This is a genomic window from Pseudomonas sp. Soil_N_39, assembly GCF_057655955.1.
Map to the genome: position 1 here is coordinate 117,651 of NZ_JBDGLI010000005.1, position 17,340 is coordinate 134,990.

10 protein-coding genes are annotated in these 17,340 nt (G+C 59.4%); all 10 read left to right on the forward strand.

Annotation, left to right across the window (positions count from 1 at the left end):
• Nucleotides 1-23: 23 nt before the first annotated feature.
• Nucleotides 24-1,097 (forward strand): flagellar basal body P-ring protein FlgI, encoded by a 1,074-nt coding sequence (locus AC3A5O_RS09825; RefSeq protein WP_163006880.1) that lies wholly within the window; start codon nucleotides 24-26, stop codon nucleotides 1,095-1,097.
• A 10-nt stretch (nucleotides 1,098-1,107) separates the two neighbouring features.
• A complete protein-coding gene (gene flgJ, locus AC3A5O_RS09830) occupies nucleotides 1,108-2,409 on the forward strand; it encodes a flagellar assembly peptidoglycan hydrolase FlgJ (protein WP_122569022.1) in 1,302 nt (433 codons plus the stop codon).
• A gap of 10 nt (nucleotides 2,410-2,419) precedes the next feature.
• On the forward strand, nucleotides 2,420-4,486 hold the full coding sequence (flgK, locus tag AC3A5O_RS09835) for a flagellar hook-associated protein FlgK (protein WP_305470231.1): 2,067 nt from the start codon (nucleotides 2,420-2,422) through the stop codon (nucleotides 4,484-4,486).
• Nucleotides 4,487-4,499: 13 nt separating this feature from the next.
• On the forward strand, nucleotides 4,500-6,065 hold the full coding sequence (locus AC3A5O_RS09840) for a flagellar hook-associated protein 3 (protein ID WP_487753156.1): 1,566 nt from the start codon (nucleotides 4,500-4,502) through the stop codon (nucleotides 6,063-6,065).
• 110 nt (nucleotides 6,066-6,175) lie between these two features.
• Entirely contained in the window at nucleotides 6,176-9,757 is a 3,582-nt protein-coding gene (locus tag AC3A5O_RS09845) for a glycosyltransferase (protein ID WP_487753157.1), read from the forward strand.
• Between the two features lie 63 nt (nucleotides 9,758-9,820).
• Complete coding sequence (locus AC3A5O_RS09850; protein WP_487753158.1) at nucleotides 9,821-12,727, forward strand: TIGR00180 family glycosyltransferase; 2,907 nt, start codon at nucleotides 9,821-9,823, stop codon at nucleotides 12,725-12,727.
• Nucleotides 12,728-13,205: 478 nt separating this feature from the next.
• A complete protein-coding gene (locus AC3A5O_RS09855; protein WP_163006878.1) occupies nucleotides 13,206-14,132 on the forward strand; it encodes a ketoacyl-ACP synthase III in 927 nt (308 codons plus the stop codon).
• Between the two features lie 278 nt (nucleotides 14,133-14,410).
• On the forward strand, nucleotides 14,411-15,259 hold the full coding sequence (locus AC3A5O_RS09860; protein WP_122569017.1) for a flagellin domain-containing protein: 849 nt from the start codon (nucleotides 14,411-14,413) through the stop codon (nucleotides 15,257-15,259).
• Nucleotides 15,260-15,331: 72 nt separating this feature from the next.
• Nucleotides 15,332-15,697 (forward strand): flagellar protein FlaG, encoded by a 366-nt coding sequence (locus AC3A5O_RS09865; RefSeq protein ID WP_305470237.1) that lies wholly within the window; start codon nucleotides 15,332-15,334, stop codon nucleotides 15,695-15,697.
• Between the two features lie 82 nt (nucleotides 15,698-15,779).
• Entirely contained in the window at nucleotides 15,780-17,210 is a 1,431-nt protein-coding gene (gene fliD / locus AC3A5O_RS09870; RefSeq protein WP_487753159.1) for a flagellar filament capping protein FliD, read from the forward strand.
• Nucleotides 17,211-17,340 lie beyond the last annotated feature (130 nt).

Genomic DNA, 17,340 nt, shown 5'->3' on the forward strand with positions numbered 1-17,340 from the left:
AGCAGCTGTTGATCGGTGCCCTGATGATGTCCGCAGCCTTTGCCGCTCAGGCCGAGCGCCTGAAGGACATCGCCAGCATTTCCGGCGTGCGCTCCAACCAGTTGATCGGCTACGGCCTGGTCGTGGGCCTCAACGGCACCGGTGACCAGACCACCCAGACCCCGTTCACCCTGCAGACCTTCAACAACATGTTGTCGCAGTTCGGCATCAAGGTGCCGGCCGGTTCCGGCAACGTGCAGTTGAAGAACGTCGCAGCGGTGTCGATCAGTGCCGACCTGCCGGCGTTCGCCAAGCCTGGCCAGCAGGTGGATATCACTGTCTCGTCCATCGGTAACTCCAAGAGCCTGCGCGGCGGCACCTTGCTGCTGACACCGCTCAAGGGTATCGACGGCAACGTCTATGCCATCGCCCAGGGCAACCTGGTGGTGGGCGGTTTCGATGCCGAGGGGCGCGATGGTTCGAAGATCACCGTCAACGTTCCGTCGGCCGGTCGCATCCCGGGTGGTGCGTCGGTGGAACGTGCGGTGCCGAGTGGTTTCAATCAAGGCAACAGCCTGACGCTGAACCTCAACCGTTCCGACTTCACCACAGCCAAGCGCATCGTCGACAAGATCAACGACATGCTCGGCCCAGGCGTGGCCCAGGCCATCGACGGTGGCTCGATCCGCGTCACCGCACCCCTGGATCCGAGCCAGCGGGTCGACTACCTGTCGATCCTGGAAAACCTCGAAGTCGATCCGGGCCAGGCGGTGGCGAAAGTCATCATCAATTCGCGCACCGGCACCATCGTGATCGGCCAGAACGTCAAGGTTTCCCCGGCCGCGGTGACCCACGGCAGCCTGACCGTGACCATCACCGAAGACCCGATCGTAAGTCAGCCGGGGCCATTGTCCAACGGTCAGACCGCCGTGGTCCCGCGTTCGCGAGTCAATGCCGAACAGGAAGCCAAGCCGATGTTCAAGTTCGGCCCGGGCACGACTCTGGATGAAATCGTCCGGGCGGTGAACCAGGTCGGCGCGGCGCCGGGCGACTTGATGGCCATTCTCGAAGCCTTGAAGCAGGCCGGCGCGTTGCAAGCCGACCTGATCGTGATTTGAGGGCCGAGTCATGGATATGCGCAAGGGCGCTTTGATCAGCGGAGATTCGGGTTCCTACTCGGACTTGAATCGCCTGAACCAGCTCAAGGTCGGCGACAAGAACAGCGACGGCAACCTGCGTAAAGTGGCGCAGGAATTCGAGTCGCTGTTCCTTGGCGAAATGCTCAAGTCCATGCGTTCGGCCACCGAGGCCTTGGGCAAGGACAACCCGATGAACACGCCTGAAGCCAAGCAATACCAGGAAATGTACGACCAGCAGTTGGCCGTGTCCATGTCCCGCGAAGGCGGTGGTATCGGCTTGGCGGATGTGCTGCTGCGCCAGATGTCGAAGAACAAGCCACTGGCGCCCGGTGAGGCGGCGACGTTGTCGGCGGCCAAGCAACAAGAGGCCTTGGATAAGGTTGCCAAGGCGCCGGTACCGACGCCGGTGGCGGCCGGGACCCTGCCTACCGACGGACCGTTGTCACGCACCAATGGCCAGCGTCCGCTCTGGGCCTCGCGGGCCGTGAGCGCGCCGCAAGGCGAGGGCGTCCACCGCAACGACATGGAACTGCTCAACCAGCGTCGCCTGGCCCTGCCGCCGAAACTGGCTGACCGCCTGCTCGCTGGGCTGGTGCCTTCGACCTCGACCAATGTCGATGTGCCTGCGCAGAACCTGCTGCCGGATCGCGCCATCGCCGCCGTCAAGCCGACCACCGGCGAACTGGCCAATGGTGACTGGCTGGCCGCACTCAAGGCTTCCGAGCCGAAAGGGGACATGCAGGTCTATGGTCGCGCCGTGGCCCAGCCACCGCTAGCCCCGGCGCGCAAAGCCTTCCGCGATGCCGATGAGTTCGTCAACGCCATGCTGCCAATGGCCAAGGAAGCCGCCGACCGCATCGGTGTCGATCCACGCTACCTGGTGGCCCAGGCCGCCTTGGAAACCGGTTGGGGCAAATCAGTGATGCGCCAGCCCGATGGCAGCAGCAGCCACAACCTGTTTGGCATCAAGGCCAGTGCCAACTGGAAGGGCGATTCGGCGCGGGCGATCACCAGCGAATTCCGCAATGGCGCGATGGTCAAGGAGACGGCCGAGTTCCGTTCCTACGCCTCGTACCGCGACAGTTTTCATGACTTGGTCAACCTGCTGCAAAGCAACAGTCGCTATCAAGATGTGCTGAAGTCGGCCGATAAACCCGAACAGTTTGTACGCGAATTGCAGAAGGCCGGTTACGCCACCGACCCGAACTACGCCAGCAAGATTTCGAACATAGCCCGGCAGATGACGAGTTACCAAAACTACGCTTCGGCTGGCGCCACCACGACTTTATAAGGTCTGAACCATGAGTTTGCTCAATATCGGGATGTCGGGTCTGTCCGCAAGCCAGACCGCACTGGTGACCACGGGTAACAACATCGCCAACGTCGATACCGCAGGGTATTCGCGTCAGCAGACCGTGCAGACCACCAAGGCGTCGAACCAGTACGGCAACGTGTTCATTGGTTCCGGCACGACCCTGGCCGATGTGCGCCGGGTGTATAACGCCTTCCTTGAAGCACAACTGAAAACCACCACGTCGCTCAACAGCGATGCGGCTGCCTATCAAGGGCAGATCACTCCGCTTGACTCCCTGCTGTCGGACAGCGGCACCGGCCTCAACGGCGCACTGACCAAGTTTTTCGCCTCGGTGCAGAACGTCAACGCCAAGCCGGGTGACGATGCGTCCCGGCAGTTGCTGCTCAGCGATTCCCAGGCCCTGAGCAACCGTTTCAATTCGATTGCCAACCAGTTGACGGAGCAGAGCCAGAACATCAACGGCAACCTGTCGAACATGGTCGACCAGGTCAACAGCCTGGCGGTCACCGTTGCGCAGTTGAACAAGAAAATCGCCGAAGTCTCCAACGCCGGCGGCGCCCCCAACGACCTGCTCGATGCCCGCAGCGAAACCATTCGCCAGCTCTCGACCTTCACCGGCACGCAGGTTGTCGAGAACGGCAGCAGCCTGGACATCTACCTGGGCTCCGGCCAACCGTTGGTGATGGGCAACATCGTCAATACCCTGGAAGCGGTGCCGGACAAGAACGATCCGGGGCGCATAGGTATCCAGCTCAACAGTGGTTCCAGCTCAATGGACCTCACCCAGGTGCTCACCGGCGGCGAGATCGGTGGCCTGATGCGCTACCGCAGTACCGTGCTCGATCCGGCCATGAACGAGCTGGGCCGCGTAGCCCTGGTGGTCGCCGACCAGATGAACCGCGTCCAGGCCTCGGGCATCGACATGAACGGAGCCTTCGGTTCCAACCTGTTCGCTAACATCAACAGCGCCACGCAGATCAGCCAGCGCAGTGTTGCGTCGTTGAACAACAGCGCCGGCTCCGGCAATTTCAACATCGCCATCACAGACTCTGGCAAGCTGACCACCAACGACTACAAGGTGACGTTCACCAGCGGCACGGACTACACCGTCCAGCGCCTGCCCGACGGCACCTCGATGGGCGCGTTCAACACCGCGACCACGCCGCCGCCGGTGATCGACGGTTTCTCGATGACCTTCGCCAACGGCACCGCGGCCGCCGGCGACTCGTTCAAGCTCACGCCAACCCGCAACGCAGCGGCCAACATCAAGACCGAGATGACCGACTCCAAGCGGCTGGCGATTGCCGCGCCGTTGGGCGCCGCCATCGCGCCTGGGGGCAGCGGAACGCTGACCATCCCGGCCAGCGGCCAGCCGAGCATGACCACCAAGCTGGACATCTACGACGCCGCCACCACGACCATCATCCAGAACGGCATCAAGAACTCGATGCCGGTCAAGGTGGTGTTCGGCGCGACGTCCGCCGATGGCACCAGCCAGGCTTATCAGTTGCTCGATGCTCAAGGCGGCACGATCAGCAGCGGCACGATCAAGCCTGGCCAGAGCAACACCTTGAGCCTGAGCGTTCCGCTCAAGGACGCCAGCGGCAACCCGATCTTGGATTCGTCCGTACCGCCGGTGCAGCGTACCGTCGCGTTCGACATGTCCATCGCCGGCGCGCCGTCCCAGGGTGCAGGCATCAATATCAGCCTCAGCCAGCCGGGCAGCCTGGACAACCGTAACGGGACGGTCCTGGCCGGCTTGCAGACCGCCAAGACCGTGGACACCGGTTCCAGCAGCAAGGGTATTTCCCTGAACGATGCCTACGGCAAGCTGGTGGAAGGCGTCGGCGCCAAGGCCGCCCAGGGCAAGCTTGACAGCGCCGCCACTGGCGCGATCCTGAACAACGCCAAGACCGCCCGCGATTCGCTGTCGGGCGTGGACCTGGATGAAGAAACCGGCAACCTGGTCAAGTTCCAGCAGTACTACACCGCGTCTTCGCAGATCATCAAGGCTGCGCAACAAATCTTCAGCACATTGATCAACAGTCTTTAAGGAGCCGTAGCCCATGCGCATTTCCACTTCTCAGTTTTACGAAAGCACGGCTGCGAACTACCAGAAGAACTTCGCCAAGGTGGTCAAGACCAGCGAGGAAGCCAGCAGCCTGGTGCGGGTGAACACCGCCGCTGATGATCCGGTGGGGGCTTCGCGCCTGCTGCAACTGGGCAACCAGGCTTCGATGCTGTCCCAATATGAAGCCAACGTCACCACCATCAAGGCGACCCTGGGCACGACCGAAGCGGTCATGACCAGCATCGGCAACGTACTGCAGCGCGCCAAGGAATTGGCCGTCAGTGCCGGTAACGCCGCCTACACCGACGCGGACCGTCAAGCGGTTGCCTCGGAATTGGGATCGATCGAAGATCAATTGCTGAGCCTGATGAACACCAAGGATGAAAACGGCAAATACATTTTTGCCGGATCCAAAGGCGATGTCGTACCGTTCACTCGCAACGATGACGGCACCTACAGCTACAACGGCGACCAGGTCACCCTGGACCTGCCGATCGGCGACACCATGTCGATGGCCACCAACAGCACCGGCTGGGACGTGTTCCAGCAAGCCGTCAACACCAGTCGCACCCAGGCCACCATGACCGCGCCAGCGGTGGACGATGGGCGCGTCGTGTTGACCAACGGCCAAGTGTCCTCCAGCGTGACCTACAACAGCCAGTTCCGCAGTGGCGAGCCGTACACGGTGGAATTCGTCAGCGGCACCCAGTTGAAAATCACCGACTCGGGCGGTAACGATGTGACCGCCGAAGCCAGCAAGGGCGGTGTCATCGACCCTAACAAGCAGGCCGGGCAGACCGTGAGCTTTCGCGGCGTCGACTTGACCTTGAACGTCAACCTTCATGCGGGCGACGTTGCCGGCACGGTGTTGCCCGGCCACACGTTCACCCTGGCTGCCAAGCCCGACTCGTTCACGCCGGCCCGCAGCCCGGGCAACGCTACCGCGACCCAGATCACCGGCAGCGCAATCACCGATCCGACGGCCTACCACGCCAGCTTCCCGACGGGGACGGCGGTGCTGAAGTTTACCAGTGCCACGGACTTCGACCTGTACGCCGCGCCACTGACCGCTGACAGCAAACCGGTTTCCAGCGGCACCCTGGCGGGCAACGTCGCCACCGCATCCGGCGTGAGTTTCACGCTCAATGGTGCCCCGGTCGCCAACGATCAGTTCAGCATCGCGGTCAATACCCATGAGACGCAAAACGTCCTGGATACCGTAAATCAGTTGCGCACAGCTTTGAACACGCCGGCCGATGGCGACAACATCGCCATCCAGAAACTGAATGCGTCACTGGCTTCGGCTATCGGTAACCTGGCCAGTGGTACTGACCACTTGACCAGTGCATTGAGCTCGGTCGGTGGTCGCGGTCAGTCGCTCGATACCCAGAGCGATACCAATCAGAGCTTTGTCCTGGCCAACTCGCAGACCCAGTCGGCGATTCGCGATTCCGACCCGGCCGAAGTGATGACGCGCCTGACCTTGCAGCAGACTATGCTTCAAGCGTCGCAGTTGGCGTTCAGCAAGATCGCTCAATTGGGATTGTTCAACAAAATGTGATTCAGGGCAGGGATCGTGACGTTATAAGCGGTCCCTGACCCGTTCCTTTATACGATTCAGGACGTCCTGCTCTCGCCTGAGTTGGCGCCCACCGGTTGAGAGCCACGCGTGTGAAATCAGCTCCTCTTGTCAGCATTGCCATCCCCGCGTACCACCCACGCTTTTTCCGCCTCGCCTTGCAAAGCGCGCTCGAGCAGACCTACGAGAACCTTGAAATTGTCATCTGCGACGATTGCCGCACCGATGGCATCGAGCAGATTGTCCAGGAACTTGGCGAGAGCTCCAATATTGCTGTGCGTTACCTGCGCAACCCGACCCGGCTGGGGTTCCAGCAGAACCTGTTGCGCTGCCTCGAAGAATCCCGGGGCGAGTTCATCAAGTTCCTGTGCGACGACGACCAGTTGCTGGCATTCTGCGTCAGTCAACAGGCGGCGATCCTGCAGGAGCATGCGCAAGTATCGTTGGTGATTAACAAGCATCATTTAATCGATGCCGACAACTATGCCTTGCCGATCCGCGTTGAAAACACCGGCATCACGCAGTTCGATGCGTTGTTCAACGGCACTGACATGCTGGCGTATTTTGAGAAAACCACCCGTAATATTCTCGGCGGTTTGAGTGGCGCGTTGATGCGCCGCACCGATGTCGAGGCCTTGCTGCCAGCGCTGGCGCGGCCCGGTGAAGGTTTCGAGGCTGTCCTCGATTTTGCCTTGTTCATCTGCCTGTTGCGCCGGGGTAATCTGGTCCAGCTTTACGCCGAGGGAAGTGGCCAGCGGTTGCATCCGGAGCGCCTGGCGCGTCAGGCCAAGATGCTTGAAGCGGCCACGGTGGAGCTGACCTGGCTCAAGGAAATGCTCGCCCAGCGCAGTGGCGATCCGGCGCCTGCCAGTGGCTGGGTACGTTACCAGACACTGGGCCAGCCCAAGGAGCCAGGGGCGCCCGAGTGGGAAGAAATCAACGTCTACTCGATCATTGCGACTCGCCAGGGCGTCATTGGCTCGCAAGTCGGCACGGACATCGAAAGCTACGCAGACCTCTATGTGCAGTGGTTGGCGTGTCGGCATTTCAGTCCATTGCGCAAGCAAGTCTTGTCGCGGCAGATCGCTCGCTGGGCCTATCGTCCGAGGATCGTCCCCGTCGTCATTGACGAGCAGGACGATCCTTATGCGCTGAGTGTTACCTTGCAGAGTATCACTGCCCAAGCCTATGCCTGCGAATCGGTGCTGTTGCTGTCCAATGGTCGCCAGGCAGTGGACAACCATGTCCTGCGCCTTGGCCTGCAAGCGGACTGGGCGCAGCAGCTCAATGGGCTGCTGCCTCAACTGGACGGCGCCGACTGGTTCTACCTGCTGCGTGCCGGCGATCGCTTGACCGAGTCTGCGCTGCTGATCATGGCCGACCGGATTGTCAGTTCGCCGGGTGTCGCCTGTTTCTACAGCGATGAAGGCGCGCTGGTGGATGACAAGTCGGTGGAGCCAATCTTCAAGCCCGACTTCAACCTCGACCTGATGCGCGGTTATCCCTATGTGGGTCGGACACTGGCGTTCGAGCGTGCCCGATTTTTGGCCTCGGGTGGATTCGATTCGAGCCTGGGCGAATTGGCGCCCCAAGACTTGATCTGGCGACTGGTGGAAACGGATGGGCCGCAGGTCGTTGGTCACATTCCGGAAGTCCAGGTCGAGTCGACGTTTTCGTTTGCCCAATGGCTGTCCTTGCCTAAAGTCATCGAGCAAAACGCCGAACTGATCGGCGCTCATCTACAGCGTATTGGCGTGCCGCACCAGCTGCACCCAGGGACGCTGCTGGCGTTGATTCCGCGCATCGAATACCTGTTCGCCGAGCGACCCCTGGTGTCGATTGTCATCAGCGTCAAGGATGACCTGAGCGCGCTGGAACGTTGCGTCAACAGCCTGATCAGTACGACTGCGTATCCACACTACGAAATCATCATTGTCGATAACGCCAGTGAGAACGCCGAGCTACAACATTGGCTGCGGGCCATGGCGGAGCTGGGCAGTGAGAAGTTGCGAATATTTCTGCATCCGGGAAGCGCCAGCGAAGCGGTGATCCGCAATTTCGCCGCACAGCATGCCCGCGGCGAATACCTGTTGTTGCTCAATCCCAACTGCATTGTGCTGGAAACCGCCTGGCTGGAAGAATTGCTCAATCATGGGCAACGTCCCGAGGTCGGTATCGTGGGGCCTCGCACACTCAACCAGCAAGGCCGGGTCATTGACTCCGGCATGATCATGGGACTGGGTGGGTTGGCGGGCAGGGCCTTCGTCAACGAATCGGTCACGTCTGGCGGCTATATGCAACGCTTGCAGACGGTGCAGAACTGGAGCGCTGTCGGCGATCACTGCCTGTTGGTGCGCAAACAGGTTCTGGAGGAGGCCGGTGGGTTCGATGAATCGATCACAACACAGCGCATCAATTCCTTGGAGTTATGCCAGCAGGTCGGAAAAAACGGTTACCTGATTGTCACTACGCCTTACAGTGATGTCGTACTGGCGTCCGGCGTGGAAGCCAGTCGTGATCCGGCGTGGAAGCAGCGGTTGGAGCTCGAACAGGAGGCATTCTATCAGCGCTGGTTGCCCAGGATCGCCAACGATCCTGCCTACAACCGTAACCTGACGCTGACCGGGAAGAGCTTCAGTCTCGAGCCTGGACCACGCACTGGCTGGAATCCGTTGATTACCCGTAACGTCCCTTCGATTCTGGGGCTTGCGGTCAATACTTCGGCGGTGGGGCATTATCGGGTCAGCCAACCGCTATTTGAACTGGAAGCGGCGGGGCGCATCGTGGGACGTGTTGCCTACGACACGCCTTCGATTATCGACATCGAGCGCCAGTCGCCGGATGTGATCATCCTTCAGGGTCGCTATAACGTGGGTAAGTTCAAGGACATCACTCAAGTCAAGACTTACTCCAACGCCATGCGCATCTATGAATTGGATGACTACATCGCCAGGGTCCCGGAAAAAAACGAACACCGCCGCAATATGCCGGACAACCTTGAGGACCTGCTGCGTAAAGGAATCGGCCTGTGTGATCGGGTCGTGGTGTCCACCCATCCGCTGGCAGACGTGTTGTCCAGCATGCACCACGACATCCGCGTCGTGCCGAACATGCTGGCTGCCGGCCTGTGGAACCAGCTCAGAAGCCAGCGTGCCACTTCCAGCAAACCACGTATCGGTTGGGGCGGCGGCACCAGCCACCGTGGCGACCTGGAGCTCATCGCCGATGTCGTTCGGGAATTGGCTGACGAAGTCGAATGGGTTTTCTTTGGCATGTGTCCGGATTTGCTCAAGCCCTATATCCATGAATTTCATCCGGGCGTGAGCCTGGCGGCTTACCCGGCGAAGCTGGCCAGTCTGAATCTGGACCTGGCCTTGGCACCGTTGGAATTTCATATTTTCAACGACTGCAAAAGCAACCTTCGCCTCCTGGAGTACGGTGCGTGTGGCTATCCGGTGATTTGTTCGGATACCGAGGCTTACCGGGGACACCTGCCTTGTACCCGGGTCCTCACCAACAGCACCGAAGAATGGCTGCAAGCAATCCGTATGCACCTGGCGGATCCGATTGCCAGCTACCGGATGGGCGACGAATTACGTGAAGTGGTGCTGCGCGACTTTATCTTGCGCGGCGATAACCTGCAGTACTGGGCCAATGGTTGGCTACCGGATTGATGAGTTTCAACCTTGAAACTCCCGGTGTCGTTGATGCGGCTACCCACTTGTTAAGGAATGAATATGCAAAGCAATGTCCCAACAGGATCGACTGCGCCGTTGAGTGAACGGTTTACACTGGTGCTGCTCGCCCACGACCAGTCGACGGCCCTGCGGCGGGCGTTGCGCCACTACCGCGAAAATGCATTTGCCGTGCTGGTGATCGACTCATCGAGCCAGATCGACGCTGATATCTCGGCAGCGTTCCCGGGTGTGCAATACCTGCATGCGCCCACGGCTGTTGGTTTCGGCGACAAGGTTCGCCAAGCCGTTGAGCGAGTCGCCACGCCTTACCTGGCGGTTGCCGATGCCGAGAGTTTCCTGCTGCCCCAAGCGCTCGAACAAGCGTTGAGTTTCCTCGAAGCACACGCCGAATACGGTGCCTGCCAAGGCTACAACCTGGCGTTCGAGGCCCATGCCGACCGTGTCGACTATTACTTGTTCGACCGCAAGGGTTGTGAAGATTATTCCGGCTTATCGGCCGAAGCACGGCTGGCCGTGTTTGCCGAGGATTGCCCGTCATTGGTCAGTGCCCTCACGCGCACTGAAACCCTGCGGCGCAGTTACGCTTCGTTACCTGCCGGTTTTGAGTCGCGGTTGCAGGAGGCCGGCCATTGCTTTGGGTTGGTGACGGATGCAAAGGTCCGCTTGCTGGACATTCCTTATGGTGTACACGAGCGCAGCCGCGTGGCGAAGCCACGGAGCCCGGTTGGCATGGCGCCTGGTACCGAGGACTTGCGAGCAGTCGCTGAACAGGAGCGCATGGGCACGTTGTTGGCCGGCGCCTTTGGCACGGATGCTTCGTCACGGGAACATGCCCGGGCCATACTCAAGAAGCTGGTCGAACGTTCGGTGCCGCAGGCTGGAAAACTGTTCGAGTCGACCTGGGATTCGCGGCGTGGCGAACCGGTTCGACGTTTCGAGCCGACGCAATACGTTGAGTTGCCCTTTTACAACCAGGCTTTTTTCGACGTGCTCACTTCGCTGGAATTCCTGCTGCATGCGGCGCCAAGCGGGCAGGTGCAGTTGAAGGAGCTGGAAGCTGTCATGCTCAAGCAGAAGGAGCTATCTCGCTCCCAGCGCAACACCGACGCCGTGCCGCTCGATGAACAGCTGGCGAGGGCTTTCCTGAGCTATGCCTTCAACCAGGATCTGGTGAAGCAACTGCATGAGGTCATGCAGGCCAAGGGTGACACGCGCTACGTGCAAATGATCCAGGCCTGGGAACAACGGCTCAAGGCGGCGGCGTTTGAAAATACCGCGAGGTTGTTCGACGCCACGCCCTCCGGTCGATTGCTGCGCTGGCTCGAGGCGCGTGAACTGAGCGTCAGTGAAGTCCAGAAAGTGTCCAAATACCTGGCTGCTCGCAACGGAGGGCCGACGTTTGGCATTTTGATCCTGGATCTGGACGCCGATATCTTCAAGATGCAGGCAACCTTCGACAGCGTGATCAATGGCTATTGCCGGGCGTTCAAGATCGTTGTGTTCACCACCGGCGACCTGCCAGCCGAGACCACACCGCAGAGCGTCCTGCACTTCGTCAAAGTCAACGAAAGCAATTACGTCGACAAAATCAATCAGGTTGTCAGCCAGAGCGATTGCGATTGGATGGTCATGGCCGAGGCCGGTGATGAATTGACGCCAAGCGGTTTGTTCCGTGCGGGTGTGGAATTGCTGGCCGCGCCACAATGCCAGGCCGTGGCAATGGACGAGTTCCAGCGCCAGCCCGACGGGACGCTGGCCGATGTCTTCCGGCCAGGGTTCAACCTTGACTTGCTGCAAAGCGTCCCGGCCTTGATGGCCCGTCACTGGCTGATACGCCGCGAGACACTGGTGAAACTTGGCGGTTACTCGCGCGAGTTCAAGCATGCGATGGAGTTCGACCTGCTGTTGCGTCTGATCGAGCAGGACGGTCTGCAGGGGCTTGCCCACCTGGATGAGCCTCTGCTGACGTGCCAGGCGCCGCCGGTGCAAGACAATGCCGATGAGCGCAAGACCTTGCTGCGTCACCTGGCGGTTCGTGGTTATCAAGCTGACGTGAGCGCGCTCGTGCCAGGTACGCACAAAATCGACTACCGCTTTGCCGAGCGCCCCCTGGTGTCGATCATCGTCCATGGCATTGGCAACCTGACGACGCTACAACGTTGCCTGCTCAGCGTACTGCAGCGCACCCGATATCAGCGCTACGAAGTGCTGGTTTCCACCGAGGCTGCAAACCATTCCGTACTGCGCACCTGGCTCGACGGCCAGGGGCACCAGGCCAGTCGCGTTCGGTTGTTGGATATCGAGCCGGGCGTCGCGACGGGCTCCTGGATCAACGCTGCCAGCCAGGAGGCCAAGGGCGAGTATCTGGTTACCCTGGCGGGCGACAGTGAAGTGGTCAACGTCAACTGGATCGAGTCGTTGCTCAATCAAGCCTTGCGTCCGGAAGTCGGTGTGGTCGGCGCCAAGCTGGTCGAGCGCGATGGACGTATCACCCAGGCTGGTCTGATCCTGGGCTTGAATGATGAAGTCGGCTCGCCCTTCATCGGCGAGCCGAAGACCGCCAGGGGCTACATGAACCGGCTGGTCGTCGAGCAGAATTGCTCGGCGGTGTCTTTTGCCTGCTTGATGATTTCCAAGCAGTTGTTCAACGCTGCTGACGGCATAGACAGCGATTTGTTCGACGATGCCTTGGGTGACGTGGACCTTTGCCTCAGGGTCGGCCAGGCCGGGTACCTGACGGTATGGACGCCGCATGTGCAGGTGATTCAGTCCGGCGAGCTGGCCAGTACGCCAGAGGCGCTTACGGCGCTACGGGGGAAGTGGGCCGGGGCGTTCGCCCAGGATCGCTTCTACAACGGGAACCTGGCGTTGCAAGGCGCCGGTTTCACCCTCGGGCCGGTGCGCAACGTACCCTGGACCGAGTTGCTGAACGAACCTGCTGTATAACCCCGCAGATGAGACCGTGGCGAGGGAGCTTGCTCCCGTCGGGCTGCGCAGCAGCCCCTATTGTGAGCGCTTTGCATTAGAGCCAGTCCGGTCAAGCGGGAGCAAGCTCCCTCGCCACAATGAACCACGCTGGCCTTAAGTGAACGGCATTGCGCCTTCTGCGGCTTCCACCGGGTATGGCAGGTAAAACCTGCCGGTGCTCGTGCCGAATTGCACTGCCATCCTGAATATTCCTAGCCCGTCTCCAATGCCGTCTCGGGAAATGACACGGCTTCGTTTGTCATGAAAAAATGCCCCTCCAAGACAAAACGGCGTGACGCATAGGTCATAAAGTGCATCTTCACTGTATTGTATTCCCCGGAGTGGAGGCCCGTCCGTTCGCCTGACAAGGCGTCCGCCCTTGGAAATCAACCATTTTTGAAGCGCCCCTGAGCTTTTGGGGGTGAACCTAGTCGCAGTACATGATCGGGAAGCCATGATGATTGGCATAAAAAGCATAGCGAGTTATGTGCCGACCGCTGGTGTGGATAACTACGCTCAGGGTGCCAAATTCGAGAAGGATGAAGAATTCATCCTTGGCAAGATTGGTTCGGCGTTCCTGCCGCGCAAAGACGCTGACCAGGAAACTTCGGACCTGTGTGTCGAAGCAGTGAATGCATTGTTCGCCAACAACCCGCAGCTTTCGCGCGAATCCATCGACGCGCTGATCGTTGTCACCCAGAACGGTGATGAAGAAGGGCTGCCGCATACCGCCGCCATCGTGCAGGACAAACTCGGGTTGCCGACCCATGTGGCGGCGTTCGATATATCGCTGGGCTGCTCGGGCTACGTTTACGGCATTTATGCCCTTAAAGGCTTCATGGAGGCCGCAGGGTTGAAGAACGGGCTTCTGGTGACCGCCGACCCGTATTCGAAGATCGTCGACCCTGAAGACCGCAACACCACCATGTTGTTTGGCGATGCCGCCACCGCCACGTGGATGGCCGAGGGCGCCAGCTGGCAGTTGGGCAAGGCCAAGTTCGGCACCGATGGTTCCGGCGCGCCACATCTGAAGGTCAGCGACGGTGTGTTTTTCATGAACGGTCGCCAGGTGTTCAACTTTGCCTTGCTGAAAGTACCGGCTCATTTGCATGAACTGCTGAATGAATCCTCATTGCAAGCCAGTGACATCGACGCATTCTGCATCCACCAGGGCAGCGCGGCGATTGTCGATGCCGTGGCGCGGCGTTTCGAGGGTGAGCCTGAGAAATTCATCAAGGACATGGTCGAGACCGGCAATACCGTGTCGTCGAGCATTCCGCTGCTGCTGGAAAAGCACGTCCTGGATGCTGACTGGAAGCGCGTGGCGATCAGCGGTTTTGGTGTGGGTCTGTCGTGGGGCTCGGCGATTTTGTATCGCGACTGATCGAATCACGTTCTTCCCAATAGCGCTTCAGGCTGGCCTGTGGCGCTATTTTTTTGCCTGCGACGTTATCCTGCGGTTTCTTGACGCCATTTTTCGGGCTTTGGTTCGCGGCTAAACCCTTGTTTTGCAAGGGGTGGCAGTCTGCTAGCAAATAATTTGAAAAAAGCCCTCAAGCAAGTTCCTAATCCGACGATAACTATTACGAAGGTTCTCTAGGCCACACCCCGGCGGTTGCCAAGGGCCGGAAGCCGCAGTACCCAACCAACGAGGAATTCGTCATGGCTTTAACAGTAAACACCAACACCACTTCGCTGAACGTTCAGAAGAACCTCAACCGTGCTTCCGACGCTCTCTCTACTTCGATGACCCGCCTGTCTTCCGGCCTGAAAATCAACAGCGCCAAAGACGACGCCGCCGGCCTGCAGATCGCTACTCGTATGACCTCGCAAATCCGCGGTCAGACCATGGCGATCAAGAACGCCAACGACGGTATCTCCATGGCGCAGACCGCTGAAGGCGCGATGCAGGAGCAGACCAACATTCTGCAACGTATGCGTGAACTGGCCATCCAGGCCCGTAACGACAGCAACAGCGCAGATGACCGTGTCGCTCTGAACAAAGAGTTCTCGCAGATGAGCGACGAACTGACCCGTATCGCCAACAGCACCAACCTGAACGGCAAGAACCTGCTCGACGGTACCGCCAGCACCATGACCTTCCAGGTCGGTTCGAACACCGGTGCTGACAACCAGATCTCTCTGACTTTGAGCGCCAGCTTCGACGCTGCAAGCCTGGGTGTTGACTCGGCAATCACTATCGTTGGTTCCGACAGCGCTGTTGCTGAAACCAACTTCTCGGCCGCCATGGACGCAATCACCAGCGCGATCGACACCATCAACAGTGCCCGTGCCGACCTCGGTGCTGCACAAAACCGTTTCGCCAGCACCATCTCCAACCTGCAGAACATCAACGAAAACGCCAGTGCTGCACTGGGTCGCGTACAAGATACCGACTTCGCTGCTGAAACTGCACAACTGACCAAGCAGCAGACTCTGCAGCAAGCGTCTACTTCGGTTCTGGCCCAGGCCAACCAACTGCCATCTGCTGTACTGAAGCTGCTTCAGTAATAGCCGGATGAGTTTTAGCGGGGGAGTGCGCTTGCGTGCTCTCTCGCTTTTTCCGTTCAAGAGGTGATGGACATGGATATGAGCGTGAAGCTGAACTTGTCTTATCCAGCGGCGAAGCCGGCACCCACGGTGGTCGACAAGCCCGTGGAGAAGCCTCCAGCCGAAGCCACTACCGTGGCACCGGTTAAAGAAGTTCCTAAAGACGCAGCTGCCGAGCAGGACAAACTCAAGAAGGCCGTTCAGGAAATCGAGAAGTTCGTCCAGTCGGTCAAGCGCAACCTGGAGTTCTCTATTGATGAGCCTTCAGGCAAAGTAGTGGTCAAAGTGATTGCGAGCGGTTCCGGTGAAGTGATTCGCCAGATCCCGAACGAAGAAGTCCTGAAACTGGCCAACAGTTTGAATGATGCAAACAGCTTGTTGTTCAGCGCCGAAGCCTGACAACTGGCACGAATTTTGTTGTTATGTTCTTTTGGGCGTTGTAAAGGTCAAAAGGCCGGCGACACACTGAAGGGAGTCCCACATGGCAAGTCCAATTCTACCTGGCTTGGGTTTAGGCTCTGGCCTTAATACCGGCGAAATCGTCAAGGCCTTGGTCGATTCCGACAAGGCTGCCAAGCAAGGTCAGATCACCCGAGCGACGACGACGACTACCAACAGTATCTCCGGGGTGGGAACCCTGAAGTCGTTGTTGGCAGCTTTCAATACCGCCATGAAGGACTTGTCCAGCACAACGACCCCGCAATTCTCGGGTTTTGCTGCGACATCTTCAGCTCCCGGCGTTCTCACGGCTACCGCCAGCAATTCGGCGGTGAATGGCACTTACGCGATCAAAGTCACCAGCTTGGCCACTGCGTCCAAGGTCACTTCGGCGGCCTTCGCTGGTGGTACCACCAGCGCCATTCCATCGGGTACGATGACCATCTCGCAGAAGGGGGTCAACTACAACCTCAATGTGCCGGATGGTTCCACTCTGCAATCGGTTCGTGACGCGATCAACGCCGACTCTTCGCTCAAGGCGGCCGGTCTCAGTGCGAACATCATCACCGACTCTTTCGGTTCGCGCCTGGTGCTGGGTTCAACCACGACCGGTGCAGGTTCCGATATCTCGGTGAGCGGCATCGCGGGGCTGGAGATCGATGGCACGAACGTTGTGGGTGCCGACAATACCCCGCTGACGGCCACGTCGGCGGGCGCCATCAGTGCCTTGGCCAAGGATGCCAACTTCACCGTCGACGGCATGGTGCTGACCAGCAAGAGCAATACGGTGAGCACGGCAATTTCCGGGTTGACGTTGAATTTGCTCGGAGTAGCAGATGGCGGCACTTCAACCGTTACCGTGGCGCCGAACAACGATGGCCTGAAAGCCTCGATCCAGAAGTTCGTCGATGCCTATAACGCGATCGCCAATAGCATCACCGCACTGACCAAGCCATCGCTCGACAGTGATGGGAAGCTGACGGTGCCGGCAAAATTGACCGGTGACGCGTTGCCTCGCTCGCTGCTGGCGACGATTCGAACGCCCTTGTCTGAAACCGGCGCTGGCGACGCGCTGACGTCGCTGGCCCAGTTGGGTGTTACCACCGATCAAAAGACGGGTGCGTTGAACTTCGATGGCGTCAAATTCAGCGCAGCGATGAGCGATAAAAAGCTCAGCGGTGAAGTGCAGACGTTGTTCACGGGCACCAACGGCCTGCTGGAGCGCATGAGCAAGGCGATCGAACCCTTCAGCGAGAGGGGGGGGATCCTCGATCAGCGGACCACGACGCTGACCAGGACCCAGACCCGCCTGAAGAACGATCAGGAGGCTCTGGATCGTCGGGTCGTGACCCTGACCGCTGTGCTGACTAAAAAGTACAACGATATGGACACCTTGGTCGGCAAGTTGAAGGCCACTGCGAGCAACATTACCTCGATGTTCGAGGCAATGACCGCGCAACAGAGAAACCGCTGATTTTTCACCGATGCAAAAAAAGCCCGGCAACGTTTTGACAACGTTCCGGGCTTTCGGCTTTCCGACCTAAAGTTTTTTGACGCGGCGTCGATACGCTGTTTATACGAACCGAAGATTTTTTGATGAGGTA

Bases quoted from the DNA above. Each gene is read 5' to 3' on its own strand.
- AC3A5O_RS09840 (WP_487753156.1), top strand. From the start codon at position 4,500: ATGCGCATTTCCACTTCTCAGTTTTACGAAAGCACGGCTGCGAACTAC.
- flgJ (WP_122569022.1), top strand. From the start codon at position 1,108: ATGGATATGCGCAAGGGCGCTTTGATCAGCGGAGATTCGGGTTCCTAC.
- AC3A5O_RS09860 (WP_122569017.1), top strand. From the start codon at position 14,411: ATGGCTTTAACAGTAAACACCAACACCACTTCGCTGAACGTTCAGAAG.
- AC3A5O_RS09825 (WP_163006880.1), top strand. From the start codon at position 24: ATGATGTCCGCAGCCTTTGCCGCTCAGGCCGAGCGCCTGAAGGACATC.
- AC3A5O_RS09850 (WP_487753158.1), top strand. From the start codon at position 9,821: ATGCAAAGCAATGTCCCAACAGGATCGACTGCGCCGTTGAGTGAACGG.
- flgK (WP_305470231.1), top strand. From the start codon at position 2,420: ATGAGTTTGCTCAATATCGGGATGTCGGGTCTGTCCGCAAGCCAGACC.
- AC3A5O_RS09855 (WP_163006878.1), top strand. From the start codon at position 13,206: ATGATTGGCATAAAAAGCATAGCGAGTTATGTGCCGACCGCTGGTGTG.
- fliD (WP_487753159.1), top strand. From the start codon at position 15,780: ATGGCAAGTCCAATTCTACCTGGCTTGGGTTTAGGCTCTGGCCTTAAT.
- AC3A5O_RS09865 (WP_305470237.1), top strand. From the start codon at position 15,332: ATGGATATGAGCGTGAAGCTGAACTTGTCTTATCCAGCGGCGAAGCCG.